Source organism: Roseburia sp. AM59-24XD (genome assembly GCF_003478445.1).
Classification (GTDB): domain Bacteria; phylum Bacillota; class Clostridia; order Lachnospirales; family Lachnospiraceae; genus Jutongia.
Genome location: NZ_QUET01000026.1, coordinates 26,401 through 52,867 on the forward strand (window position 1 = coordinate 26,401; position 26,467 = coordinate 52,867).

At 46.1% G+C, this 26,467-nt stretch carries 21 protein-coding genes and 1 pseudogene; 3 read left to right on the forward strand and 19 right to left on the reverse strand.

Translation table 11 applies throughout. From position 1 onward, the window contains the following. Positions 1-247: 247 nt before the first annotated feature. The 9 genes and pseudogenes from htpG to DXA20_RS12450 all read right to left on the reverse strand — a co-directional run bounded on the left by htpG (position 248) and on the right by DXA20_RS12450 (position 10,530). A complete protein-coding gene (gene htpG / locus DXA20_RS12410; protein ID WP_118561162.1) occupies positions 248-2,332 on the reverse strand; it encodes a molecular chaperone HtpG in 2,085 nt (694 codons plus the stop codon). A gap of 204 nt (positions 2,333-2,536) precedes the next feature. Beyond that, the gene (locus tag DXA20_RS12415; protein ID WP_118561164.1) at positions 2,537-3,244 is read right to left on the reverse strand and encodes an Ig-like domain-containing protein; all 708 of its coding nucleotides are present in this window, start codon (positions 3,242-3,244) and stop codon (positions 2,537-2,539) included. A gap of 65 nt (positions 3,245-3,309) precedes the next feature. Beyond that, complete coding sequence (gene glf, locus DXA20_RS12420) at positions 3,310-4,401, reverse strand: UDP-galactopyranose mutase (RefSeq protein WP_118561194.1); 1,092 nt, start codon at positions 4,399-4,401, stop codon at positions 3,310-3,312. 71 nt (positions 4,402-4,472) lie between these two features. Beyond that, entirely contained in the window at positions 4,473-6,188 is a 1,716-nt protein-coding gene (locus DXA20_RS12425) for a glycosyltransferase family 2 protein (protein ID WP_118561166.1), read from the reverse strand. Positions 6,189-6,220: 32 nt separating this feature from the next. Continuing rightward, the gene (locus DXA20_RS12430) at positions 6,221-7,147 is read right to left on the reverse strand and encodes a glycosyltransferase family 2 protein (protein WP_118561168.1); all 927 of its coding nucleotides are present in this window, start codon (positions 7,145-7,147) and stop codon (positions 6,221-6,223) included. After that, positions 7,113-7,301, reverse strand: a complete 189-nt coding sequence (locus tag DXA20_RS12435) for a hypothetical protein (protein WP_118561170.1) — start codon at positions 7,299-7,301, stop codon at positions 7,113-7,115. Before DXA20_RS12435 ends, DXA20_RS12430 begins: the two co-directional genes overlap by 35 nt. An 11-nt stretch (positions 7,302-7,312) precedes the next feature. Continuing rightward, a pseudogene (locus DXA20_RS12440) lies at positions 7,313-8,340 on the reverse strand (glycosyltransferase). Positions 8,341-8,355: 15 nt separating this feature from the next. Then, on the reverse strand, positions 8,356-9,786 hold the full coding sequence (locus DXA20_RS12445; protein WP_243100647.1) for a sugar transferase: 1,431 nt from the start codon (positions 9,784-9,786) through the stop codon (positions 8,356-8,358). A 60-nt stretch (positions 9,787-9,846) separates the two neighbouring features. Continuing rightward, a complete protein-coding gene (locus DXA20_RS12450) occupies positions 9,847-10,530 on the reverse strand; it encodes a GntR family transcriptional regulator (RefSeq protein WP_118561174.1) in 684 nt (227 codons plus the stop codon). Positions 10,531-10,761: 231 nt separating this feature from the next. Here DXA20_RS12450 and DXA20_RS12455 point away from each other — a divergent pair, with 231 nt between their 5' ends. Beyond that, on the forward strand, positions 10,762-12,690 hold the full coding sequence (locus tag DXA20_RS12455; protein WP_118561176.1) for an O-antigen ligase family protein: 1,929 nt from the start codon (positions 10,762-10,764) through the stop codon (positions 12,688-12,690). A gap of 42 nt (positions 12,691-12,732) precedes the next feature. Then, positions 12,733-13,842: a glycosyltransferase family protein gene (locus tag DXA20_RS12460; protein WP_118561178.1), complete on the forward strand. Its 1,110-nt coding sequence runs from the start codon at positions 12,733-12,735 to the stop codon at positions 13,840-13,842. Between the two features lie 36 nt (positions 13,843-13,878). Here DXA20_RS12460 and DXA20_RS12465 read toward each other — a convergent pair whose 3' ends face one another. From DXA20_RS12465 to DXA20_RS12510, 10 genes are all read right to left on the reverse strand, one after another. After that, complete coding sequence (locus tag DXA20_RS12465; protein ID WP_118561180.1) at positions 13,879-14,961, reverse strand: sensor histidine kinase; 1,083 nt, start codon at positions 14,959-14,961, stop codon at positions 13,879-13,881. Between the two features lie 108 nt (positions 14,962-15,069). Beyond that, entirely contained in the window at positions 15,070-15,798 is a 729-nt protein-coding gene (locus DXA20_RS12470; protein WP_022307082.1) for a response regulator transcription factor, read from the reverse strand. A 130-nt stretch (positions 15,799-15,928) separates the two neighbouring features. Then, positions 15,929-17,407, reverse strand: a complete 1,479-nt coding sequence (locus DXA20_RS12475; RefSeq protein ID WP_118561182.1) for a sugar transferase — start codon at positions 17,405-17,407, stop codon at positions 15,929-15,931. Between the two features lie 107 nt (positions 17,408-17,514). Next, positions 17,515-18,279: a CpsD/CapB family tyrosine-protein kinase gene (locus DXA20_RS12480; RefSeq protein ID WP_022307084.1), complete on the reverse strand. Its 765-nt coding sequence runs from the start codon at positions 18,277-18,279 to the stop codon at positions 17,515-17,517. Further along, entirely contained in the window at positions 18,276-19,061 is a 786-nt protein-coding gene (locus tag DXA20_RS12485) for a YveK family protein (RefSeq protein WP_118561184.1), read from the reverse strand. Before DXA20_RS12485 ends, DXA20_RS12480 begins: the two co-directional genes overlap by 4 nt. Positions 19,062-19,091: 30 nt before the next feature. Next, positions 19,092-19,826: a CpsB/CapC family capsule biosynthesis tyrosine phosphatase gene (locus tag DXA20_RS12490; RefSeq protein WP_022307086.1), complete on the reverse strand. Its 735-nt coding sequence runs from the start codon at positions 19,824-19,826 to the stop codon at positions 19,092-19,094. Positions 19,827-19,839: 13 nt separating this feature from the next. Then, on the reverse strand, positions 19,840-21,450 hold the full coding sequence (locus tag DXA20_RS12495) for a hypothetical protein (RefSeq protein ID WP_118561186.1): 1,611 nt from the start codon (positions 21,448-21,450) through the stop codon (positions 19,840-19,842). Between the two features lie 12 nt (positions 21,451-21,462). After that, positions 21,463-22,320 (reverse strand): Ig-like domain-containing protein, encoded by an 858-nt coding sequence (locus DXA20_RS12500; RefSeq protein ID WP_243100648.1) that lies wholly within the window; start codon positions 22,318-22,320, stop codon positions 21,463-21,465. A gap of 138 nt (positions 22,321-22,458) precedes the next feature. Beyond that, a complete protein-coding gene (locus tag DXA20_RS12505) occupies positions 22,459-23,880 on the reverse strand; it encodes an Ig-like domain-containing protein (RefSeq protein WP_158577231.1) in 1,422 nt (473 codons plus the stop codon). 325 nt (positions 23,881-24,205) lie between these two features. Continuing rightward, entirely contained in the window at positions 24,206-24,850 is a 645-nt protein-coding gene (locus DXA20_RS12510) for a YoaK family protein (RefSeq protein WP_118561201.1), read from the reverse strand. A gap of 249 nt (positions 24,851-25,099) precedes the next feature. On the opposite strand from DXA20_RS12510, the gene DXA20_RS12515 reads away from it, so the two are divergent. Further along, positions 25,100-25,987: a DegV family protein gene (locus DXA20_RS12515; RefSeq protein ID WP_118561192.1), complete on the forward strand. Its 888-nt coding sequence runs from the start codon at positions 25,100-25,102 to the stop codon at positions 25,985-25,987. Positions 25,988-26,467 lie beyond the last annotated feature (480 nt).

A 26,467-nucleotide genomic window follows, 5' to 3' on the forward strand; every position in this document is an offset into this window, starting at 1 on the left:
TCCTTCCTTTCTCTTTTCATTTTTCAAAAAATGACCGGTAGTCATTTTCTTTAATCTAAAGGGTACTATATCACAAAAATGACCATTGGTCAATATTCTTATTAACAAAAAAATGTCAATTATTTATCACTTATCCCGCAATCCTTTGTGCATATTTTCAACAAAAGAAGCCGGATGCTCTGGGATGCCCCAAAACACCGGCTTCTTGGTACAATTTATGCATATCCGGTCTGCACCGGACATTATATTACTCCTGTGTCAGAAGAAGCATGATCTCATTGCTGCGTGCAACAAAATCCGTCATCTCCTCTGCAGGAAGCGGCTTATTGGCAAGCATTGCCAGATCATAAAGCTGCTTGCAGAACATATCGACATGCTCTCCCTCTGTATGCTCAAGGATATACTTGACCAGAGCGTTGTTGGCATTTAAGATCAGAGTCTCTCCGCCGCCAAACATGCTCATATCCATGCCCATGCCGCCTGCGCTGTACATCTTCATCATATCCTGCATACGGCGTGTCTCCTCGGACAACGTGATCATAGAAGAGATATTCTCATTCTTCAGATTCTGGACCTGCACCTCAAGCTGATCCTTGCCGAGCGCTTTCTTGAAGACATCACTGAGTGTCTCTGTCTGCTTCTTTAATGTCTCCTCATCGCCTTCTTCCTTCATGGAATCGGAAATATCGGAATCAATTCTCTGGAAGTGTACCTTGACATCCTCACTCTGCTCTAACTGTGTGATGAATGGCTGGTCAATCGTATGCGCAAGGATCAGAGCATCCATTCCCTGCTCCCTGAACAGATTGATATACTGACTCTGCTGCTGTACATCCGTCACATAGTAAACGGTCGTCGGCTCCTCTTCCTTCTTCTCGGTCTCCTCGCCGGCTTCCTCCTTTGCGACATCCTCAGCATCCACAACCTCCGGCTGCTCCTCATCATTGCCCTTGACATTCTCCACATACTCCGGCAGGGTAATGAACTTATCGTCCAGATTCTTAAAGATGATAAAATCCTTCATCTTCTCCTGGAATTTCTGATCCTTCAGGCAGCCAAACTTGATGAATGGACTGATATCATCCCAGTATTTCTCGTAATTCTCGCGGTCAACCTTGTACATACCGGACAGCTTGTCCGCAACCTTCTTGGTAATGTAATCAGAAATCTTCTTAACAAAGCCATCGTTCTGCAGTGCGCTTCGTGATACATTCAGTGGCAGATCCGGACAATCGATCACACCCTTTAACAGCATCAGAAACTCCGGAATAACTTCTTTGATATTATCGGCGATAAATACCTGGTTATTATAGAGCTTGATCACTCCCTCAAGATTATCATACTGTGTATTTACCTTCGGGAAGTATAAAATGCCCTTCAGATTAAATGGATAATCCATGTTCAGATGAATCCAGAATAAAGGCTCCTTGTAATCATTAAATACCTTACGGTAGAAACTCTTGTACTCCTCATCGGTACACTCATTCGGATGCTTCATCCACAGAGGTGTCGTATCACTTAAGGATACCGGACGCTTGTTGATCTTTGCCTTTTCCTTAGCCGGTGAGATCTCAACGGTCTCTTTCTCGCCGTTTTCATTCTCCTTCTCCTCGGTCTTTGCCTCCTCGGTAAACTTCTCAACAACGACATCATCCTCACGGATATCTGCTGCGTCGATCGTCTCGTACTCCTGCTCGGCTCCTTCCTTGGAAAGATAAATATTCACCGGCATGAAGGAGCAGTATTTCTCAATGATCTCCTTGATACGGTACTCATTTGCAAACTCTACACTGTCCTCGGACAGATACAGTGTGATCTTCGTTCCGACTTCCTTCTTATCTCCGTCAGACATTTCGAAATTGATGCCGCCCTCGGACTCCCAGTGAACCGGGACCGCATCCTTCTGCCAGGAAAGGGTATCGATTGTTACCTTGTCTGCAACCATAAATGCGGAATAAAAACCAAGACCAAAATGACCGATGATCTGATCCTCATTTGTCTTATCCTTATATTTCTCCAGGAAATCCGTCGCACCGGAAAATGCAACCTGATTGATATACTCCTTAACCTCAGCCTCCGTCATACCGATACCGGTATCGGTAAATGACAATGTCTTATGCTCCGGGCTTACCTCAACCTGAATGCTCGCCTTATAGTCCTCCGGGAAATCATACTCTCCCATGACCTCCAGCTTCTTTAACTTCGTGATCGCATCACAGCCGTTGGACACCAGCTCACGAACAAAAATATCATGATCCGAATATAACCATTTCTTAATGATCGGGAACATATTCTCTGATTCAATTGATAAACTGCCTTTTTCCATCTGCATAATTACAACCTCCTGTTTCTTCCTTTATATGCATTCTGTCTGAAATGCAAAAAAATCTGCCATTTTGTCAATTAGCAATCACCCTTATCGACTGCTAACAATCATTCTGGTAGATATCTTAGTACGAAATAAAATAATTGTCAAGAAAAATTTAGCACTCTTTCATAAAGAGTGCTAAATTATGTATCTGATATTCTTCTGTGTCTACCGTGTTACTGCACCGGCGCTTGTCACTGCTGCACCGGAAGAAGGCTGTGCCGGTACCGGCGTATTCACTGCTGCCGGAACAACTGTAGTTGTAGCCGCAGCTGCCTGATCGGCCATCACTGTCACCTGACAGACTGCACGTTTTCCATTCAATGTTGTAAATATAACGGAAACTGTTCCTTCCCTGTGTGCAGTAAGAACTCCCTTCGAGGATACGGACACCGTCTCTGTATCTGTACTTATCCAGGATCCCTTCTTATATACTTTCAACATCTTTGCAGGACTGACCGATGCCTTTAAGGTCTTTTTCTGTGCAACCCTCATCTTCAATGAAGAAGACATCTTTACCTTTGTCGGAACCTTGTCTGCTACAATAACCTTGACCAACTTTCTAAGTTTTTTGTTTTTCTTTGAAGTAACACGAATTGTTGTTACTCCTATTTTCTTTCCTTTGACCACACCCTTTTTGGATACGGTTGCGACCTTTCGGTTGGCGATCTCATACTTCACCGCCTTACTCGCTCCATTTGGCGCAATCGATGAAACACCCAGTGTCTGTTTCCCATGCACTTTCACCAGAACTGTGCTGTAGTTCAACGACATCATGATCGGCTTTGCTGCCGCAGCTGCTTTCCCCGGCATCTGTGCAGTAAGAACTGCCACGATCATTACAATTACCATCATTCGCTTCATAACGGATCTCATATTATTCCTCCATTTCTATCCGCCATCGCCCCATTTAATCCATTCTCCTGTCACAGTTCCCCTTGTTACTTCTGTGACGCTGCACATGCCAGAGCAGATGCGATCACCTTGTCCATATCAAAATACTGATATTGTCCCAATCTTCCCCCAAAGATCAGACCGCTCTCCTTCTCTGCCAGTGCATGATACTGCTGATACAACTCCGTATTTCTGGAATCGTTGACCGGATAATATGGTTCCTCGCCCGGCTTCCATTCGGAAGAATACTCTCTGGTGATCACCGTCACCGGCTGTGTGCCAAACGTGAAATGCTTATGCTCGATAATACGCGTGTATGGCACATCCGCCGCCGTATAATTCACCACGGCATTCCCCTGGTAATTCTCACAGTCTAACTTCTCTGTTTCAAACCGCAGAGAACGATACTGCAAATGTCCCAGACTGTATCCAAAATATTCATCAATCGGTCCTGTATACACCGTTGTATCCGCTTCAATCTGTTCACGAACCTTAAAATAGTCCGTATTGCACCGTACCTCGATTCCATCCAGAAGGCGTTCTACCATCTTCGTATAGCCATCTATCGGGATTCCCTGATAACGGTCATTGAAATAATTATTATCGTAGGTAAAACGCAGCGGCAGTCTCTTTATGATAAATGCCGGAAGCTCCGTACATTTCCTGCCCCACTGCTTCTGGGTATACCCCTTGATCAGCTTCTCATACACATCCGTTCCCACCAGACGGATCGCCTGCTCCTCAAGATTTGCAGGTTCACCGATCCCGGCATCCATGATCTGTTTATCAATGATCGCCTTTGCTTCCGCCGGTGTCTTAATCCCCCACATCTTACTAAACGTGTTCATATTAAACGGAAGATTGTAAAGCTCGTCCCCGTAAACAGCAACCGGTGAATTAATATACTGATTAAATTCCGTGTACCGGTTTACATATTGCCAGATCTTTTTGTCAGAAGTGTGGAAAATGTGTGCACCATAACGATGAACATGAATCCCATCGACCTCTTCGGTATAAATGTTGCCTGCAATATGATCTCTCTTCTCAATGACAAGACATTTCTTTCCCTGATCCGTCATCTCTCTCGCAAACACCGCGCCAAACAGACCTGCGCCCACGATCAAATAATCATACTTCATATTTCCCTCCTGTGTGACGGTTCCGGCTTTTCTGCCGGTCTTAACCGCATCTATTATCATAACGCACTAAATTATAAAAGTAAAGTATTGCTCTTACCCAAAAAATAATATTTTCCAAAAATATTCATGCCCGGATTGCCATGCGGGTCTTCCTTCTTCAGCATGCGATCCCACATCGCAAAAAACAGATGCCAGTGCTCCTGACTCGCCTTTGAGCATCTCTGCTTCTGGCGCCAGGTCAGCCCCTGCAGCTTCGTAAAGGATACATACGGCGTATATACGCAGTCTCCCCAGCGCTTTTTCGCCTTGAGGCAAAAAGAAAACCAGGTCTGATCTGAAAAGGCACCCCAGCCGTTCCATTTCTTGGTTCCCACCTCCAGATTTTCCTCCACCCAGTCACTGTATACCTCTTCCCGGACAGCAAGCACCGCACCTCCCACCAGAGAAACATTCTGCCTGAATGCAAGGCGGTACATATAGGAGGGATCCTTTCCCGGCACGCCCCGGTACAGGCTCATGATCTGTTCCGGACGGTCCGGACGATAACCATAGCCCGCATGAAAGATCCTTCCCCGACCGTCATAGACAACCGGCGCTGCGACCATATTCTCCCTTGGCACAAGACAGGACAAAAGCTCCGTCAGCCATGCCCCGTCCGGCTGATCCGGGCGGTATCCGGCACGCACCATCACGATTACATCAAACTGCTTTTCATCCACATCAAACCTCGGCTGCACCACCGGGTGGATCTCAATCTCATAAGGAAGCCCGGACAACTCCTGTTTAAGCTTCTCCGCCAGCCGCTCCGTCTCTGCCATTACAAGCACCTTTGTATCCTGCGGCACATCATAATGTACCCGGTAAAACGGTCCATAGCCCTCTGCCGCCTGCACTCTGCCGACAATCCCGCGGCGCATAAGATGCTCCTCCAAGGCCCGTTTCCCGGCATCTATCGTATACGGCTTTGCCGCAGAGGAGGATGCCACAGAGCCGGCATGAATCCTCCAGTAATAACGAACCCTTGATACATGACAGATATTGTCCGCTTCATCCGTCAGACGAAGCAGCATATCATAATCCTGACTTCCGTCAAATTCACTCCGGAAGCCTCCCACCTTTTCCAGAAGGCGTCTGGAAAATACAGAAAAATGACAGATGTAATTGTTGCTGCGAAAACTTTCCGGCGAAAAATCCGGTTTGAAGTGGATATTCTGCACACGGTTTGTTGTTCCGTCGAACGAAAGCTCATCCGTATACACAAACTCTCCCTGATGATAATTGATCTGCTGCATCACATCGTAAAGTGCTGACGGATGCAGAAGATCATCATGATCCAATAACGCAATATAGTCGCCTGTGCTCATTTCGATCGCACGGTTGGTATTCTCCGAAATTCCCTCGTTGGACGCAAGTCTCTGATAGCTTATGCGCCCGTCCTTTTCCTGTGCCTTATGCACAAGCTCTGCAATCCTCGCACGGCATGCCTCATCATCACTGGCATCTGCCAGACAAAGTTCCCAGTCCGCATAGGTCTGATCCATCACAGACTGCAGCATCTGCACCAGAAACTCCTCGTTTGTATTGTAAAGCGGTACCACAATGCTGATCTTTACCTTTCTATCCGGCACCCAGGCAGACTGCTTATTTCGCTCCTCCTCCGATATTGCAAACGGACAGTATCTGCCCCCCAGATAATATTTGATGTAGGTGCGGTAAAGTACCTTTCTTGCAGTATAAATGACACCGTAATCCCGGCAGAATCTGCCAACCTTTGCCAACATGCTCATGAACTGCCTGTCTCCTCCGATCCTTTCCTGTATTAATAGTTACCAAGCAGCAATATAATATGAAAGATCCGATCATCCTCCGGACGCTGTCTGTAAATCCCTGACTCCTTTAAGAAACGGCTTCTTGCCACGAAAGACCTGCGAACCTCCAGAAATTTTACTGCGAGTTTAATATTTTCATTATCCGGTTCCGTCTGCCCGAAAATACGGACAAACTCCTCCAGCTGATGACTGATATTCCCACGATTGCCCCGGAATCTTTTCAGGCGCATTTTCCATTCATCCATGCGCTTTGTCTTGGTTCCGAGAACATTGCCCTGATGCTGTCTGTAACAAATATGCGGCGTCTCATCATAATAAATCTCACCAAAGCAGACTGCTGTCAGATAAAGCCACCAGTCATGCATCACCGTAAACTGCGGAAGTTCCCTGGCTATCATATCACGCATCACCCGGTTAAATACCGCCGTACAGCCTGTCACAATATTCTCGATCATGGCATTGCAAAAGCCCGGACGCATCGGCGGCCGTTCAATCTCTGAGGTAAGCGGCTGCAGCTTTTGATCGACAAGCTTTGGCCGACAGCAGTAAAGTGCCGGCTTCTCCTTTGTCATTGTCTCCAGACGTTCGATGGCACTTGTCATCTTATCCGGCATCCAGTAATCATCCTGATCGCTGAACGCATAATAATCAGCCTCGTCCGCCCGCGAAAGCAGTTCAAAAAAGCTTCGGATCACGCCGACGTTCTCTCCCTGATACCAATGGAGTTTTCCGGGATATCTTACGGCATATTCCTCCAGAATATCCTGTGTTCCATCTACCGAACCGTCGTCCCGGATCTGTATCTGAAAGGATGCCTTCGCATATTTCTCACAGTCCTGCTCCAGAAGCGAGTCGAGCTGCTCTCTGATATATTCGGCTCCATTATAGGTTGACATCAGTATTTGTAGTGTTTTCATTGATCTCCTCCATCACGGACTGATAAATCTCACGCATTTTGCGCTCTACCACCGGAAGAGCAAAGTCCCTGACTCTTCTGCGGTTCCAGCGTCCCATCTCACCTCGTCTCGTCTCGCGGTCTGTCTCACTTTTGCCGCCCCGTTCCGAAAACATACGGCGCACCTTCACGGCGTAATTCTCCGGCTCCCAGTCATCGACAGATAACCGCCCTGCGTATGTTCCAGAAGATCAGTGATTCCGCGGATCCTTGTGGCGATCACCGGCAGTCCCACTGCCATTGCTCCATCACAGCTACCGGCAGTCCCTCCTGAAAGGACGGAAACACAAAACAATCTGCCTTGCGAAGCATCGCCGGCACCTCATCCACATAGCCGGCAAACTTGACGCGGTTCTCAAGCCCCTGCTCCTTCACATGCTCCTTAAGCTTGTCCTCCCACGGTCCCGATCCGCAGATCACATAGACCAGAGGAAGATCCAACAGCTCTTTCATCGCATCGATCATCACAATATGATTCTTTCGCTTCGTCAGCTCTCCGACGCTGATCAGTATTCCATAATTGTCCGGAATGCTGTAGCGTTCATAAAGATCCACCTTTGCATCGGTCTTCCCCATGGTATAATCGGTCTTCCGGCTGTCCTGCAGTGCATCCAGCCGCATGCCGATTCCCATGATCCGCTCTACGCTCCCACGCACCGGAAAGCTCTGCGCTCTGCGGTAATCCTCGTCATTGATCAGGATCAATCTGTCCGTAAATCGGGACAGATAACGCTCCACCGGATAATAGATCCAGTTCTTCCACGGTGCTCCCTCATAAAAATGAAGACCGTGCGCCGTATAAAGAACAGGCACCTTGCGTCCTGTTTTCCTACGTACCGCCTGTGCTGCCAGACGTGCCACAACACCACTCATCGGCATATGACAATGGATCAGGTCAAAATTCTCCTGCTCTAAAAGCTTCTTTAACTGCCGGTATGCTTTGCTTACGCCCGGCGAGAACGGTGAACGCTCAAAATCGATCTGATGACAGGTCAGACCCATCCCGTCCAGACGATGATTATCCTTTCCGTATACAACCGTATTAAAATTAGCAGCATAATGAACCTCAAAGCCCATCTCCTGCAGTATCTTCACATTATTGGCTTCAAACTGCGGCAAAAATCCGCTCACCCTTGTGACTATCAATGCCTTCATATTCCAATATCCCCGCTACTTTTTCACGATTTCCTTCACAATTTCTTCGACTGATTCCGGATCCTGATCCGCCACATCCTTCTGCGCCGTCACCTGTCCCTCGGCAACGCCCTCCGTAGCGTCCTTTTTCAGGACTGTTTTCACAGTCATCAGGATCAGCTTGAGATCCATCCAGAAGGAGTAATTCTCAATATAGAAAAGATCCAGCTTCAGCTTATCGTAAGGAGTTGTATTATATTTGCCGTAGACCTGAGCAAATCCGGTGAGTCCCGCCTTCACTCTGGTACGGAACGCAAATTCCGGCATATTCTCACAGTATTCTTTAATGATCTCCGGCCGCTCCGGTCTTGGTCCCACAAAGGACATATCCCCACGAATGATATTAAACAGCTGCGGCAGCTCATCAATACGTGTAGCGCGGATAAAATGACCGACCGGTGTGATACGGCTGTCATTCTCCGAGGCTAACTTCGCCACGCCGTCGCTCTCTGCATTGACGATCATACTGCGGAACTTGATGATCTCAAACTCCCGGTTGTTCTTGGTGCAGCGCACCTGCCTGTAAAATACCGGTCCTCTGTCATACAGCTTGATTGCAAGAGCCGTCAGCAGCATCACCGGCGATAAAAGTACCGTAAGCGGTACGGCAATGACCAGATCAAGTGTTCTCTTGGCAAAACGCTGGTCAAAGCTTAACGTATATCCCTTCGACAAAAGAAACGGTGTATCAAATACATGGATCCGGTCCGCTCCCATCAGAATAATATCAGACACCTTCGGAATCACATATGCACGAATCTTATGCGCATAGCAGTATTTCAGAATATCATTTCGCTTGATGGCAGAAATATCACCGATGATCACCGCCTGAAACGACTTCATCTTCTCGGCGATCGCATCAATGCCCTCATCCACATTGATCGCATCGTAGATCGCATACTTGTCTCTTCTTGCCTCCACCTTATACACCAGATCGGCGGCCGGACGTTCCCCGTAGATCAGCAGGATCTTCCATGGCTGGAAAATACGGTTATAAAAATAGATAATGATCACATTCCATATTGTAGAAACGATCATCTCTACCAGAAATACCAGGCAAAGCTGCCCCGGATTTACAAAGCCAAACGCCAGAAGGCAGATCACCATATATGCTACTATATTCGTAAACAAAAGACTCAGATACTGAGACAGCATCACCTCGATCCGGCGAAGCTGTCCGATCTTGAGTCCGCCGTACATGGTCGAAAAGAAGAACATCAGCAGCGCATACAAAGCAAGCAGTGCATAATGTCCTTTGCGGTAGAAGGTCAGCTGGTACATGGTCGATGCATAGTAACCATACCAGGCATACGCAAAAATTGCTGTCATTAATATAATATTGACCAAGGATGCAAAAAATAAGATTGTCCTTTTATAAGGGTCGTAATTTTTCATTTCTTTTTCCATTGATATCTTTCCCCTGTTTCTCCCCTGTCATCGCATTAAGAGCCCTCGCAGGCTCTTTGTCTATTTCATCAGATTTTCCATGCCCTGCTTCTTAATATTTTCCAGGGAACGGTAAATGTGCTCATTGGCAAGCTTCTCTGCCAGCTCCTCGTTCTTCTCGCGGACTGCGTTTAAGATAGCCTTGTGCTCTTCGGCCGCTTTGCCGGCACGCCCCTGCGAGGACAACGTATTCTTACGGACACGCTCCACATAATGATGATAGTCCGACAGAATATGCTCCAGCACCGTACTGCCGCATGCCTTGTACAACAGCAGATGGAAACGGTTATCCAGTTCAAATATCTGTTCCCAGTGTTCTCTCTGGATATGAAAATCACTCAGATATGTGATCTCATCCAGATTGTCAAGCTGCTCCTCCGTAATATTGCGGCACGCCCACTTGGCACAAAGCCCCTCCAGATAAGAGCGGATCTCATAAATATCAAAAATGTCCTTCGCGGTGATGCCATTAACGTAAGCTCCCTTGTTGGGAATGATCGTCACAAGCCCCTCCAGCTCAAGCTGTCTTAATGCCTCCCTGACCGGCGTTCTGGAAACCCCCATGGACTTACTGATCGCCGCCTCTCTCAGCTCATCATTCTGTGCATACTTTCCAGACAGTATATCCTCTCTCAGGCGATGAAAGACCTTACCTCTCAGCGAATATCTGTCCGGCATTTCTCGTTCTCCATTATAATTATCCATATCTATCCTCACTCCGAAGCCTTCTGTCCGGCTCCTTAATTCTTAACCATTGCCGTTATCATAACATATCTTATCACAATTTAAAAGGGGGCAATCCTATACACATGAGAAGACGCACATAAGAAGAGACTCTCACTGTTTTTCCTTTTTCGGTTGAGAAATCATAAGAAAACGTTTATAATTAGAAAGAGTTACTTTACGAAGTAAATATAATATTATCTGGAGGAAATTATGTCATACAACAAAAACAAACGAAAACAGCCCCAGAAGGAAGAAAAGTTCCCTCTTGGTCTGCTGCTTCCAATTATTGCATTTCTTGCGATCATTCCGCTGATCACGATGATGCATAACTATAACAACAATCTTGGCCAGTTTGAGTGGTTTACCACCTACACGGATGTCACAGACTTTTTCTTATATTTTAAAATGGTCTGGATCATCATCACCTGTGGCTATCTGGTCTTTTGCCTGATATATCTTTTCTTTGCCGTTGAGAAGAATCCAATCTGGATCAAGCAGCTCATTCCGATCGCTGTTTACTGCGGACTGTCTCTTCTCTCTGCGATCGCATCCAAGTATTCCTATTTCTCTTTCCACGGAATCTTCGAGCAGTTTGAATCTGTCTGGGTACTTCTCGGGTACGGTCTGATGGTTTACTACAGCTTTTTTATCATGCAAAGTGAATCGGCTTTGAAGCGAACCATGAACTGGTTTATGATCGGTATTGCCATCATGTCATTCCTCGGTCTTTCCCAGGCGTTCGGTCATGACTTTTTCCAGACTAAGTTTGGTCAGAGCCTGATCAAGCCGTCTACTTACAAGGAAGAGCTCGTTTTTAATTTCGAAAAGGGGCGTCCTTATATGACCTTATATAATCCAAACTATGTTGGATTTTATGCTGCACTTACCATTCCGGTTCTTTTGACACTGATCTTTGCCGTCAAAAAGCTCTGGCAGCGTATTGCAAGTGCTGTATTACTTGTTGCCGTCGTTATTATCCTGTTTGCATCCCAGTCCCGTGCCGGTATCATTGCGCTTGCCGTTTCACTGATCGTAATGCTTCTGTGCATGAGAAAGGTTTTCATCAAGAACTGGATCATCGCTGCAAGCGGTATCGTTCTGATCATTGCCGCCTTCTTCGCCGTCAATGCGATGAACAACAATGTTTTGCTGAATCGTCTGCAGGGGATGTTTACCTCTGAGGCAGAATATTATCCGCTCAAGGAGATCCAGACAAACGAGAATGACGTCACGGTTGTCTACCAGTCTGCCGAGCGAAACGCCGCAGAGAATGGCAAGACCACCAAAAACGATCAGCTTGTGATCAAGATGCTGCAGGACAAAAACGGAGCCGACTATTTTGAGCTGACAGACGGCTCTGGCAAGGAAGTTGGTTTTGCACTTGCAGAGGACGGTGTGACCAACAATATCACCGACCCACGTTTCCCATTCAGCTTTGCGGCCGTTCAGGATGATTCCTTCCATGGTTTTGAGATTACGATCGATGGCAATGCATGGTATCTTTCCAACCTGATGAACACAGAGGGACAAAGCGGCTACTATTGCCGCGGCGGCAACAATGCTATGATGAAGCTTGCTACGATCAAAGAGAGCGTTCCTTATCTTGACAAGCATTATAAGCTTGCCAACATGCGTGGTTACATGTGGGATCGTTCCATCCCTCTTCTGAAAAAATATTTCTTCCTCGGAAGCGGTCCGGATACCTTTATCATTGCATTTCCAAATAATGACCTTGTCGGCATGTATAATTCCGGTCATATCAACGAGCTGATCACCAAGCCGCACTGTATGTATCTGCAGGTTGGTGTGCAGACCGGTGTGCTTTCACTGATCGCACTGCTGATCTTCTTCGGCTGGTATCTGATCGATTCGATCCGTATCTACTGGAGATGTCATTATTCCGAATATATGACCTTTATCGGCGTCGGTGTGCTTGGTGCAGTGATCGGGTACCTGATCCTCTGCCTGACAAACGATTCCTGTGTTGCTTTGTCACCAATCTTCTACACACTGATCGGAATCGGGCTCGGCATCAACTATAAGCTCCGAAAGGACATGGCGTTTGTATTTGAGACATCAGAACCGGCAGCGAACCAGCCGTCAAATAATAAAAGTAAAAAGAAGAAAAAGAGAAAATAATAACATTCCGCATAATGATCGATCAGAAAGGAAGATGCCTATATGAATGCGCAAAAAGTCAGTTTTATTATTTGCACCGACAGTGAGTCCGCTCTTCACGAGTGTGAGATTTATATCAAACAGCTCACGGTTCCTGAGGGATTTGTTGTCAATGTTCTGCCGATCCGCGGTGCAAATTCCATGGCAGAGGGCTACAATGCCGGTATGCTTCAAACCGACGCCAAATACAAAGTATATCTTCATCAGGATGCTTTGATCCTTAATAAGAACTTCCTTCAGGATACACTTGCAATCTTTCAGGAAAACCCACAGATCGGTATGATCGGTATGGTTGGAACGAAACAGCTTCACAAAAACGGCTGTATCTGGACAAATCCAATGCGCACCGGCGCACTGCGTTCCCACCTGCTGACAACCTCCGATGATTATTTTGATGTGCCGATTCCGTCTAACCGCAGCTTCGCTATTGTTGAAGCGATCGACGGACTACTTATGATGACACAACAGGATTTCCTCTGGCGGTCAGATCTGTTTACCGGATGGGATTTCTATGATCTGTCCCAGTGTCAGGAATTTGCGCGTGCCGGATACCGCATTGCCGTTCCACACCAGGAGACACCGTGGGTACTGCACGACAGCGGTGCACAGAATCTGAAAGATTATCATACCTACCGTAAGACCTATCTCGAAGAATATTATCCGGATAATCAGGTCGAGATTGACGCCTGTAAACGCTTTATTGCGACACAGACAACGGATGGCAGCACTAATACCGCAGTCAGCAGAGACAATGCGGTCAGCACTCTGATCTCGATGATCGACTTCCGCGACTACGAAGAGGCACTTCATTTCACACAGGAGAATCTGTCCCAAAATCAGGACAATGAACTTTTCTGTATCCTTACGGTATTTTTACAGATCTATCAGCAGGAGACAGAAGCCGGTCTTCACGAAGTATTCCTTCCATTGGAGAACGGTTCCCAGACCGCAGGCTGGCTTCCTCTGCATTACCAGAGGATCTGCCGCTACATCTGGCGTATCGAAAACGGACTTCCTCAGGAATATCTGGATGAAGCTCATCAGTATTTCAAACGCTGGCATGTATCCCGTACAGCACAGGATCGCATCCGCATCCTCTGTCTCCCGGAGTAGCATTAAAAGCCTTCCCATGCCCTATCCGCTTTGTAATCAATGCAAGTTCTTTAACAGAGTTACCTCAAAACGGGTAAAGCTTGGTGCATCGGTGCTGCTGTATGCCACAAGGGTTCCTCCCTGCCGCTCCACGATCTCCTTTGCAAGTGCCAGCCCAATACCTATACCCTCCGGACTGCCTTCCTGACCACTCCGGTGAACCCTGTAAAAACGGTTGAATATCTTTGGGAGCTCGCCCTGCTCGATGCCCGGTCCCTGATCGCTGATCTGCACAATATATGCCATCTGCGTCTCCGACCACAGGATCTGTAGCGTTCCTTCCTGCGGACTATACTCACAACAGTTTTTGATCAGATTCTGAAACGCCTCTGTCATCCATTCCCTTTCACACCATACCCTGCAATCATGCGCTCCGTGATAATGGATTTGAAGCTGTTTATCCCGGAACCCATCTGCCACCAGCTGACCACATTCCCGCAACATCATTTCCAGGTTACAGACTTCCTTTTCCATCGGAAGCATCCCGGATTCAAGCTGTGTCAGCTTCAAAAGCCCCATCACCAGCCTGTGAATTCGGTCTGCCTGTCTTCGTGCCTGCACAACCATATCCGACATCGGCGGCTTCGTGAGCTCCTTCTCAAAGATGTCCAAAAACACCTGAAGCGATGCCAGCGGAGTTTTGATCTGATGAGAAATATCTGTCATCATCTCTTTTAAATATCTCTGCTCTGCATGATGCGACACTTCTCTCTGTCCCAATATATGAACACATTCCAACAGATGGCTTTCCAGCCGTCCGACAACGCCTTCCTGATATCGGTGAAACAACTTCTCTTCCCACACTATTTCCGGCTGACGAATTTCCTCCTCCCTGGCGCTGTCTGCGAGAATCTCCTCCAGCACATCCCCGGTCCGGTCCACTTGTCTACTGAGTCTGCTAAGACTCCAGCCCCCGTATATCCATAATACAATAAGACCCGCCAGCAAAGTAATTCTCTGACAAAGATCCGTCTGCGTATTTCCCACCATCACACGACATATCAGATATACTGCGCCACTGCATATCCCGGTCAGAAGGATACTGCTCCATAAATAAAATCTGACTGCTCTTTCCTGCATTTTATCCTGCCTTCAATCCTTTCTTTCATCGTTGTCCGGCGTCTTCCTCTGCCTTCCAATTCCTTCTTCCATCGTTAGCTGCACCTTCGGGACCTGTCCTCCGGTTCTTTACTCCTTCAGTGACTCCATCCGATACCCCACACCGCGTATTGTCGTAATGCAGGATATCTCTCTTCCGGCATCAAGCTTCTGCCGCAGTCTCCTCATATAGACGGACAGCGTATTGTCATCCACAAAGGCCTCATCGACTGACCACAGGCGTTCCATCAGCTGCTCTCTGGTCAATATCTGTCCGATGTGATGCATAAACACCTGAAATAAACGATATTCACTTAAGGTCAGCTCCATCCGCAATTGTCCGCGGTACGCACTCATCGTATCCTCATCAAGACGAAGCTCTCCATTGTTATATCCTCCATTGAATGTCCCCGTCTCCTTTTGTACCGGCACTAATTTCTCCCGACCTGCTTTCCTGGTGTTTGCGTAGATCCTTGCGATCAGTTCCTTCGTCCGAAACGGCTTCGTCACATAATCGTCACCATACTGCAGTCCATGAACCACATTGCCCTCATCCTCCAGGGCCGTCAAAAAGATCACCGGGATATCCTCTCTCTCTCCCTTGAACCACTCACATAGTGCAAAGCCATCACCGTCAGGCAACATCACATCCAAAAGCACCAGATCAAACTGATCCCCCTGTCTTCTCCAGCACGTCTTCGCACCGGCACAGTCAGACACACGCGTCACATCAATCCCCTCGCTCGACAGAGCGTATGATGTCCCCATCGCAAGTGTATCATCATCCTCAATAAATAAAACTTTTCTGCTCTCTTGCATTATCATTCCCCATTTCTGAACATCGTCTGCTCATAACCGGCATTTTCCTTTTCCCATACATTAAAGAAAAGAGCATGTGGTCTTCTCCGGCAATCCCAAACAAGACTCACATACTCTTATTAACATATCATTATTCGCCGTCTCCTGCAACAACCAGACGCACTGTTTTAAGGATAATACGGATATCCTCGCTGACAGACCACTTCATAATGTAATCTGTATCAAGCTCCACGATTTCCTCGAAATCCGTGATCTGATTGCGACCACTGACCTGCCAAAGTCCGGTGATACCCGGCTTGGAGGCAAGACGTCCCTTATGGTGTACATGATACTGCTCGTACTCATCCACTGTCGGCGGTCTTGTACCAACAATACTCATATCTCCCTTCAGTACATTGAAAAACTGCGGCAGCTCATCAATGGAATACTTACGGATAAACTTTCCGATTGGAATGATTCGCGGATCGTCCTTCATCTTAAACATCAGACCATCCATCTCATTCTCTTTCATCAGCTCTTTCTTACGTTCCTCTGCGTCCATATACATAGAACGGAACTTATAAATTTCAAAGGTACGACCATTCTTACCAACACGGGTCTGTTTAAAGAAGATTGGTCCCGGAGACTGCAGATAGATCACCGGTCCAATGAAAATGCTGATAAGCACGGTGAGAAAGCTTCCCACCAGTCCACCTGCAATGTCCAACAAACGTTTCATCATTACCTGACGCGCACTCGCCAGATGAAGACCTGTTGTAAGAACCGTGTAATTGCCCAGACGCTCCACTGTGCGGTTTGGAATATCATCCGGCACACGAACCAGATTTATATGAACCGTAACGCCGGCACGGATCAGCTCATGATTCAGACGGCGGCTTTTGCGGCTGTCAAGCCACACATTCAAAAAAACGCTGTCTACCACATGCTCCATCAGATAATCTCTGACACCATGGTAATCGGAAACAACCGGCACTCCCTCGATCTCTTCTGTTGCCGCCGCTTCCTGCATAACCTTTAATGCATCCTGATCAGCTCCGGACACTGCAGCAGTCTGATCCGCAGATTCATAAATATCATCCATCAGCACAACACCGATGACCTGATAATTTCTGTATTCGTCTTGTGAAAGCTCACGGACACACTGCTCAGCCCCATCACGGTTCGTAAAGATCAGCATCTGCTCGACATTCGGATTGCATGTCATCTTCTTTCGAAGCATATGCTTGCGCACACAGCGCAGAATATATGTAAAAATAACATGTAATACAAAATAAATCAGAAGACTCTCTCTGGAATAAATTCCTGTTTCCTGCATCAGGAACAACAAGAATAACGCCATACCGTCAATCGACACACAATGTGTCACAGACTCTAACATCTCCCGAAGATAGCTTCTCCGCACGATTGCGGTATGACTGGATCTGATCAAGGATACACAGATATCCAATACAACCAGGATACAAAGCAGTCTGACATAATAGTTTGCCATACCGCTGTCAGCACCATGCCGGCAGACATATCCAATATAAAATGCCACAATAATGCTGATGATATCCAATATACAGAAATCCAAATGTTTCAGCCAGCTTTTTTCTCTTCTCACATACATGTGATCACACCTCCCACTTTAATTGTCACACACAGCACATCTGCCACTTACGCAGAATTTATTATCCTGCTGTATATCCCCCTATCGTACGCAACGCTATGGGAATCTTACTTATCTTCATGACCATATGAACCATACTCCCCATATTGCCCATACTGACCGTACTTCCCATAACCATACTTTCCATAACCGTATTTGCCGTAGCCATATTTACCATATCCGTACTTTCCTCCACCCATCGGAACCTTGTTAAGCACTGTTCCGAGAATCTTAACCTCGCTTTTTGCAAGCTGGTTCTTAACATTCTGTACGAAATGATAACTGATTGCATCTGCCTCAACTACGATGATTGCTCCGTCACACTCCTTGGCAACAATCGCACTGTCGATGACAGAGCCAAGAGGCGGCGTATCGATCAGCACATAATCATAATTCTCTCTGCAGTATTTAATCAGATCATGAAAATGTGTACTCTCTAAAAGCTCTGCCGGATTTGGCACAAACGGACCGGAAAAAATAATATCCATCCCATCGATATCTGTATTCAGACATACTTCATCAAGCGTCTTTTGTCCGGATAAATAATGAGCAAGTCCGGCATCCACACTTCCGACCTTATATCGTCCTGCCAGCACAGACTTTCTCATGTCGGCATCGATCATGATAACACGTTTGCCACTCTCCGCAAAGGATACGGCAAGATTGAACGCCACACTACTTTTACCCTCGTTTGGCGTACAGCTTGTAAAATCAATTACCTGAACGCCTGATCCACTGAACTGGACATTGGTACGAAGTGATTTATATGCCTCATCGACACGATAATCTAACTTCTTTCGTCCTTCAAACTTTACCTTTGCCAACCTTCTCACCCATTTCCTTTCCTGGAACGCTGTCCTAACAGAAGACGATTCCAAATTCCACCGGAATGACCTTTACGTTTTCTCTTATCCTTCATCATCTGTTCCATTGCGCCCTCCTCGATCGGAATGACACCCAGATTATTCAGACCAAGATACTTCTCAACGTCATCCTCGCTGCAGATCGTATCATTTAACAGATACATCAGCACGATAAAGCCGGCACTTGCCACGAGACCTAAAAGACCGCCGATAGCAATATTCTTCTTGGTATTCGGACTGCTTGGACTGTTCTCCAGATGACCGTACTCTACTGTTGTCGGCTCATCCACATTCATGATTGCTGCGATTCTGGATACAGATACCTCGCTGATCTCGTCCACGATCTCCTTTGCCATATATGGATCATCTGCTGTCACGGTAATATCAAGAATACGTGTATCGGACTGATTATTCAGTGATACCATACCCTTGAGTGTCTCATATTCCATATCCAGTCTGAGATTGTCAATCACAGTCTCCAACACCGGACGGCTCTGTACGAGCACCATATAATCCTGTGTCAACTGGGCTCCCGCCTGCAGATCGGTCAGTGATGTGAGTGCCGATGTCTGTCCTACGATATAAAGCTTTGAAGTGGACTGATACTTCGGCGTGATCAGAAACATGGTTCCGATCCCGGCTACTGCTGCAAGGATGATACCTGTCATCAGTATGCTGAACCATCTGGCGCGCACTACCCCAAAAAGTTCTAATAAATCAATTTCGATTTCTTCATCTTGCTGTTTTTCCATAGATTCCCTCTTATCTTTCTAATCTCCCGATTAATCAATATATTTGTCAGACAGCATTGTCTCCGGATATTTGTTCAGAATCTTTTGAAGAATGCGTTCTGCATCCGGATTCTGCCCGAAATATCGAAGAGCATCTTTCATCAGCGGCTTACGATAATCCATTCCATGACAGTCACTTCCCATAAACTGGATGTAGCCATCCAAAATCAACCGACGATGGTAAGCAGCTCTCCGCTGTAAAAAGCCACCCACAATACTTTCCGTATTCATCTGGAAATAACATCCCATCTTGGCAAGCTCCTCGATATGGTCATAGTTCTTATACAGTGCTTCATAGCGTTCCATATGAGCAATGATCGGAATATATCCGGCCATAATGTACTCATGCAGTGAATGGTAAAGCACCTGATACTTGTCAGATGGAAGAAATTCTACCAGAATATAGCGTGTTCCAGCCATCGTCAATGCACGACCCTTCTGCAGCTCCTCCACCATCCCCGGACCGTTTAACAGTTCATTACCAAGCGAAACAGTAAAGGAATGATCAATTTCGTCCGCCTGCTTCTGAAGCAGGGCAAGTTTTTCTTTGAGTTCATCTACCGGATGATTATCTCCCTTCACAGAGAAATGTGGTGTTGCCACAATATGGCGTACTCCCTGATCATATGCCATCTGAAGCATGTGCTTTGATTCATCCGGACTTTTGGAACCGTCGTCTACTCCTGGTAAGATATGCGTATGTATGTCATAAAACCCGGTTTCCATGAAATCTCCCTCCCTACTCTGCATAGATCGTATGCAGATAACGTTTCCATATCATCAGCGCGATCGCAACAAGAATGCCGAGACATCCCATATACATCAGTACATTGATGCTCCACGCAGCATATTTCTGTAAGAACTGCAGATAATATACCGGCGTTGCCTCAATCTTTGCGGTCACCTTTAATAATTTTGCAAGCACTGCACCTCCTGCAACAAGACAGGATGATATCAGAATGGAAATGCACATAATGCGTGCCGCCTTATGCGGATAACCATACAATCTGCATGCAAGTATAAAAAATACTAACAGCATAATAATGCTGACAATACAGGTCAGATAAAACCATCCAAGGAATGATGTGCGACTCTCATAGATCACTCTGCCCAGCTTGAACTGAAGCATGTTCTCATAGGTATCCTTCAGCGTCTCAATCATCTGCTGATTACTCTCATCACTCTTGCCTGTCACCTCAGTTTTCAGGGCATTTTCAATGCCATCTGTTGAAACAGCAGCATCCTTTTCTCCGGCAAGAACCTTGCTGATATACTGCTTCTCCTCAATATATACACTGGACAATGTATAAACCTCAGAGGCAATCTTTCCATCATAGCCTGCTTCCTCAAGCTGTCCCTGTGCCGTTTCGCGGATCATCTGAGTCACCCCGAGGAAATAGTCACTCTCCATCAACTGGCGCTGAATGGAATTATTATTGTATGCACCAAAATATAATCCCAATGCAACCATCAAAAGAAGCGTCCATCCACCGGCAGAAACACCTACTCCTGCTGCAATAATTCCACGAAGCCTGCGGTTTTTTTTGTGCTGGCGCTTGATCATAACAATATAATATACGACAGCAGCAATTGCTGCAACTGAAATTCCTGAAATCACCCAGAAAAGAATTTTCCATAATGAAATATGAACAATCTTACTTAAAAAGTTATCCTTCACATCCTGTGCTTTACTGTTGTCGTCTTTAGAATCGGTATTGTTATTCTGAACAGTAAAAGCTGATCCATTTCCTGAGATCGTCACTTTGCCCTGCTTTGCCTGCTCTCTGTCCACATCCTCAAAGCCGATGGAATTGCCAAGATCCTCTTCCTTCCCCCAGTTATTCACACCGTTAGAAGACTGATCCGCTGCCGGTGTGGCCGTGGCAGTCTGAGCATCCATCTGCTGTGTCTCTGTCTTATCACTTTTGCTGTCGTCAGACTTTGTCCCCGGCTTTCCTAAGATTGTCTTTAATAAAAGCTTATTCTTCGCCTCTTCCTTCTTGGAATGCTCCGGTTCCGGCGTTGCTGTATCATTACCGGATGCCGGCGCCTCTGAGATCAGATCACAATATCCTTCCTGTACCAGCTCCTGATAACTTCCATGGAACTGTGAAATGTATCCCTGTGCCTGTGCCGCCGAAAGATCTACACCGTCCTGCGCAAGCTTTGCCTGTCCCTGCCCAATATAGGAGCTCTTCACAACATATGTGGCACCGTTATAAGAAAACGACTGGGACACCGCAGAGATCAGACTCTGCTCATTTGCATTGATCTCCCCTGCCTGTACACTGACAGCACTTAGGGCAAAAGCCGCTATTCCAATTATTAATCCTGTTAATCTGCGTTTCATAACTTCCCTTTCCTACTGTTCATTTGTATATATTTGCACATCAGAACGAACATCCCCCTGAACATAAACAACTCCACAGTCTGCCACAGAAGGATCTATGGCATTCTGCAGATCGCCCTTCAGATAATATGTCTTCTGAAGTTCCAGATCCTCTACTGTCCAGTACTCCAGATCGGTACTTTCCCTGCTGACACGGATCGTGCCATCGTGATTCACCTCCGGAGTGCCACCGGTTGCCCCGGTCGCAAGCGTGAACAGAAGATTTCTTCCACTTGTTTTCTTGGTATACGTCTTTCCATTTAAGCAAACGGTAATATTCCCATAATATTGCTTATTGATCAAATACGCTGTCATCGTCATACCGTCCTTTTCCACCAGACTGGTAGAAACCACCAGAGTGGAGACATCTGCAGGCACCGGTGACACGGTTGCTGTCGGAGCAGCCGGCTCCTGTGTTACCTGTGGTGCTGACGATACACCTGCTGTCGCTGTCGCTGCCGCCGGTGACGTTGATATCGGCGCCGGTGCTGCAGACGAATCCGGCTTACTGCTTTCCGTCGGTACAGCCGTCTTTTTCTTTTTCACCGTCACGGTACAAACAGCCTTTAGCGATGGCTTCTTTACAGACTGAACCGTTATTTTCACCTTGCCGGTCTTTTTGGCGGTCACTTTACCCTTCGCTGTAACAGAAGCAATCTTCTTATTACTGCTGCGCCACTTTAATCTGCCCTTTGCCGCTTTTCCTTTTGCTTTAAGCCGGAAGCTTTTTCCTGCCGTGATCGTCTTTTTAGTGGTATTAAACCAAAGAGCTTTCTTGCCGGCATGGCAGACCGACGAAGCAGCATTAAACTGACAAAGCAATGCAATCACCAAAAGAATACATCCTGCTTTTCTGCTAACCCTCACCATATTCTATCCCCATTTCGAAGTTTAACAATCATCATTTCATGAAAACAGGATCGTTACAAACGTAACGATCCTGTCATGTTTACTTATTACGCTTGGATATTACTTTGAGATAACGAATCCGTACTTCTCCTGAACTGCCTTTGCGATATCCAATGTTACATTACCATTCTGAACAGTCACTGTGCAAGCACCTGCTGCGCCTGTGATAGTAGCTGTAACAGTTCCATCCTCTGCAACGGCTACGGTAGCTGCGTATGCACCATTACCCTCTACAGAACCAACCTTAAGGTCACTTACTGTATAAGATCCGTTTGCACCCTTAACTGTCAGAGAAAACTCACCCTCAACAGCAACCTTAGCAACATCTCCGTCAGCCTTAACAGTCAGATTGTAGTCCTTACCATTGTAAGAAACAACTGCTGTATCCTTACCAGCTTCCTTATTTACAACGAATCCACCAAACGCCTTTTTGTCATATGCCTTTGTTACGAAAGACTCCGCTGCCTTAACAGCATCCTTCTGAGCACTTGCCTCGAATCTGTCGCGGATTGTCTCGATTGCAGCAACAGCACCTGCTGTAATCTCAGCATCGTTACCCTCTCCAAAGCTTACCTTGTAAGAAGATCCCTCAGCAAGAGCCGGAAGATTATAACTCAGATCACCATTATCCTTAACAACAGGAGCGATTGTCTCAACCGGTGCTGCTGTTGGCTCTGTAGATGGCGATACTACCGGGCTGGTAGACGGTGACACTACTGGGCTTGTAGATGGTGACACTACCGGTGTCTCTGTAGGTGCTGCTGTTGGAGCAACAGTAGGAACTGTTGTAGGAGCTACTGTAGCTGTAGGTGCTACTGTAGGAGCTGTTGTTACGGAAGGACCTGTTGTAATTGCAGGATTAGATGCGATAGCTGCACCTGTGACAAGAACTGCAACAGTTGCTTTCTTCTTGCTTCCGTCCACTGCCTTTACAGTGATCTTAGCATTACCGGCCTTGATACCTGTGATAACACCCTTAGCGTTAACCTTAGCGATCTTCTTTGCATTTGATGTGAATGCAAGAGCCTTGAGTGTAGCCTTCTTAGGCTTTACAGATGTCTTGATCTTCTGCTTTGCACCAACATTAACTGTAATGTTCTTTGTTGCTGTAACCTTTGTTACTTTCTTCTTGATTTTCTTAACAACAACCTTTACAACAACTTTCTTGCTGCCAGACTTGATTGTGATCTTAGCGTTACCCGGCTTCTTAGCCTTTACAAGACCCTTCTTAGATACAGAAGCTACTTTCTTCTTGTTGATCTTGTATGTAACCTTTGCCTTCTTAGGCTTTACAGTTACCTTAAGCTGCTTTGAACCATAACCTGCAGCTGCGCCCTTGTAAAGAACGATCTTCTTTGTCTTTACTGTGAGCTTCTTTGCCTTAACCGCTGCCTGAGCCGGTGCTGCAGGAACGATTGATGTGATTACCATTGCTGCAGCGGCTACTGTAGCAATCGCTTTCTTGATTGTCTTACTTCTCATCGTTTTGCCTCCTAACATTTATGCCCCTCACCCTGATATACCAGACTGAATCTGATAAATCTCATCTCTTCTCCATCGGTATTTTAATGATAGGCATTTTGTTGTTTAATATAACAATTTTCGAAACTTATTTTAGTTGATCGAATATCAATTGTCAAGATAACACCCAGCCAATTGATTCGTTTTGTGAATTTCATCTATTTTTTTCTTTTTTTCTCAAAAAAAACCAACAAACTGCACATTATGACCAATTTCATCTGACACATATATGACATATTTTATATAAACACGCTTACTATTTGTTGCTTTTCCACAACAACGACTTCTATTTCAGCTTTTCCAGAGACATCAATACAAAGCTGACCACCAAAAGAACACAGGAAATCCAGATCACATGAATACCGTAATACGAGGAAGTAATTCCTCCAATTCCGGCTCCAATCGCAAATGTCGCGATCACACCAAAATAATATCCCATCTGTCGAAGCTGCTCCTTCTTATGTTCCCTTGCATATAAAGATAACGCCGCCATACCGCTCCGCAGATTACCGATACACATCGTGCTTGCATACGAATATCCACCGACCTTCCGAAACGACTGCACCTGCATGGCACAGGCAAAGGAAACTAATATTGTCGCCGCCATATTATACGTCTGCGGTATAAAACCGACCACTGCCAATATCACAATCTCTGCCAGCAAAATTCCCTGTCTCCAATGAATCCGCTTTGCATTCCGGTAACGGTACTGAACATTTTCCGCAAGAAGCACTCCTGCCGCAAACGCGAGAAGCGGCAACAGATAACGCAGCCCCTCGTACCATCTTCCTTCCATAAAATGCTGGCTCATAAGAACAACATTTCCCGTCTGTGCATTCGAAAAAACCTCGTCCCTGCAGTTATATGTATATGCGTCCTGAAATCCACCGGACAATGCCAGAAAAAATGAATTGATGAACGCCTCCGACATCTGCCTCTGCGGCAGAAATTCCGCAAGATTGAACCCCTTCTTTGCCACTTGGCAACAACCTCTTTTCTTTCATGATATAAAAATGACTAATTACGCCTATAGAAGTATAACTATACAAAATCTCACTGTCAATGCTGCCACTGATACTTTCCGCCTATGGCAGGATACACAGAAGTTATTTGTATGATTAATGATTTCATGGTATAATTTATATAATTATGTAAAAATCACGCATTAAAGGAGGTCAATATGGATCAATATATTTTAAGTTGCTGCTCAACAGCTGATCTTTCCAAGGAACAGTTTGAAGCACGCAATATTTCTTATATCTGTTTTCACTACGAGCTGGACGGAACCGCTTACGCAGATGATCTGGGACAATCCATGGATTTCAAGGATTTCTATCACCGCATGGCAACCGGTTCGGACACTAAAACATCCCAGGTCAATGCAGACGAATATGAATCCTATTTCCGCAAATTTCTGGAGCAGGGTCTTGATATTCTCCATCTGACCCTTTCCTCCGGTATCTCCGGCTCGATCAATTCCGCTAACATTGCTGCCGAAATTCTCCGCGAAGAATTTCCGGATCGTAAAATATATGTTGTCGATTCTTTATCCGCTTCTTCCGGCTACGGACTGCTGATGGATAAGCTTGCCGATCTGCGCGATGAGGGAAAGGATATTGATGAGGTTCGCCGGTTTGCGCTGGATCACCGCCTAAACGCCCAGCACTGGTTCTTTTCTACAGACCTTTCCTTCTATGTGAAAGGAGGACGTATCTCCAAGACCTCCGGTGCTGTCGGAACCGTTCTTGGAATCTGCCCTTTATTAAATGTCAACAACACCGGTCATCTGATCCCGCGCTACAAGATCCGCAGCAAGAAAAAGGTCATCGCAGCGATCGTGGAACGTATGAAAGAAAATGCAGAGAACGGTCTGGATTATGCCGATAAATGTTTTATCTCCCACTCCGACTGCTATGAAGATGCCAAAACCGTTGCCGACAAGGTTGAGCAGACATTTCCACATTTAAAGGGGCATGTTGAGATCAATTATATCGGTACCACGATTGGAAGTCATACCGGTCCGGGAACCGTAGCTCTGTTCTTCTGGGGAAAGGAACGTACCGAATAAGTCTGTGAAAACGATATTTTCAAAGAACGCCTCCGAGCAAAACAACTCGGAGACGTTCTTATTTTCATTAAACTCAAACTTCGCACACCGATTATTGGATTGCGCCCATACTATTTCTTATGTCCGAGGAAAATTAATATAGATTTTTGCCTCAGGATATCTGACGAAACCGTGAGCTGGTGGTATTAAAATTGTCTTGTCACTTACGGATTTCAAAAAGTCTAATTGCTTTGCTGCTTTGATTTTTGATAAACGCATCCTGCCGTACTCGCTCCGAGGTGGGATTCAGATGTTTCGAAAGGCACTTGCACCCGCCGGTACTTACGCCCCATACTAAATAAAATATTCATATCTTACTGTAAAATCAATATGGCGTTATGTACCGCTGCGTGGTGCAGTGGTAGCGGGAGCGTGCCGTCCGAAATAGCTGAGCTCACCTACGGAGCTCAGTCGTACGGATGCGTATTTATCAAAGCATTG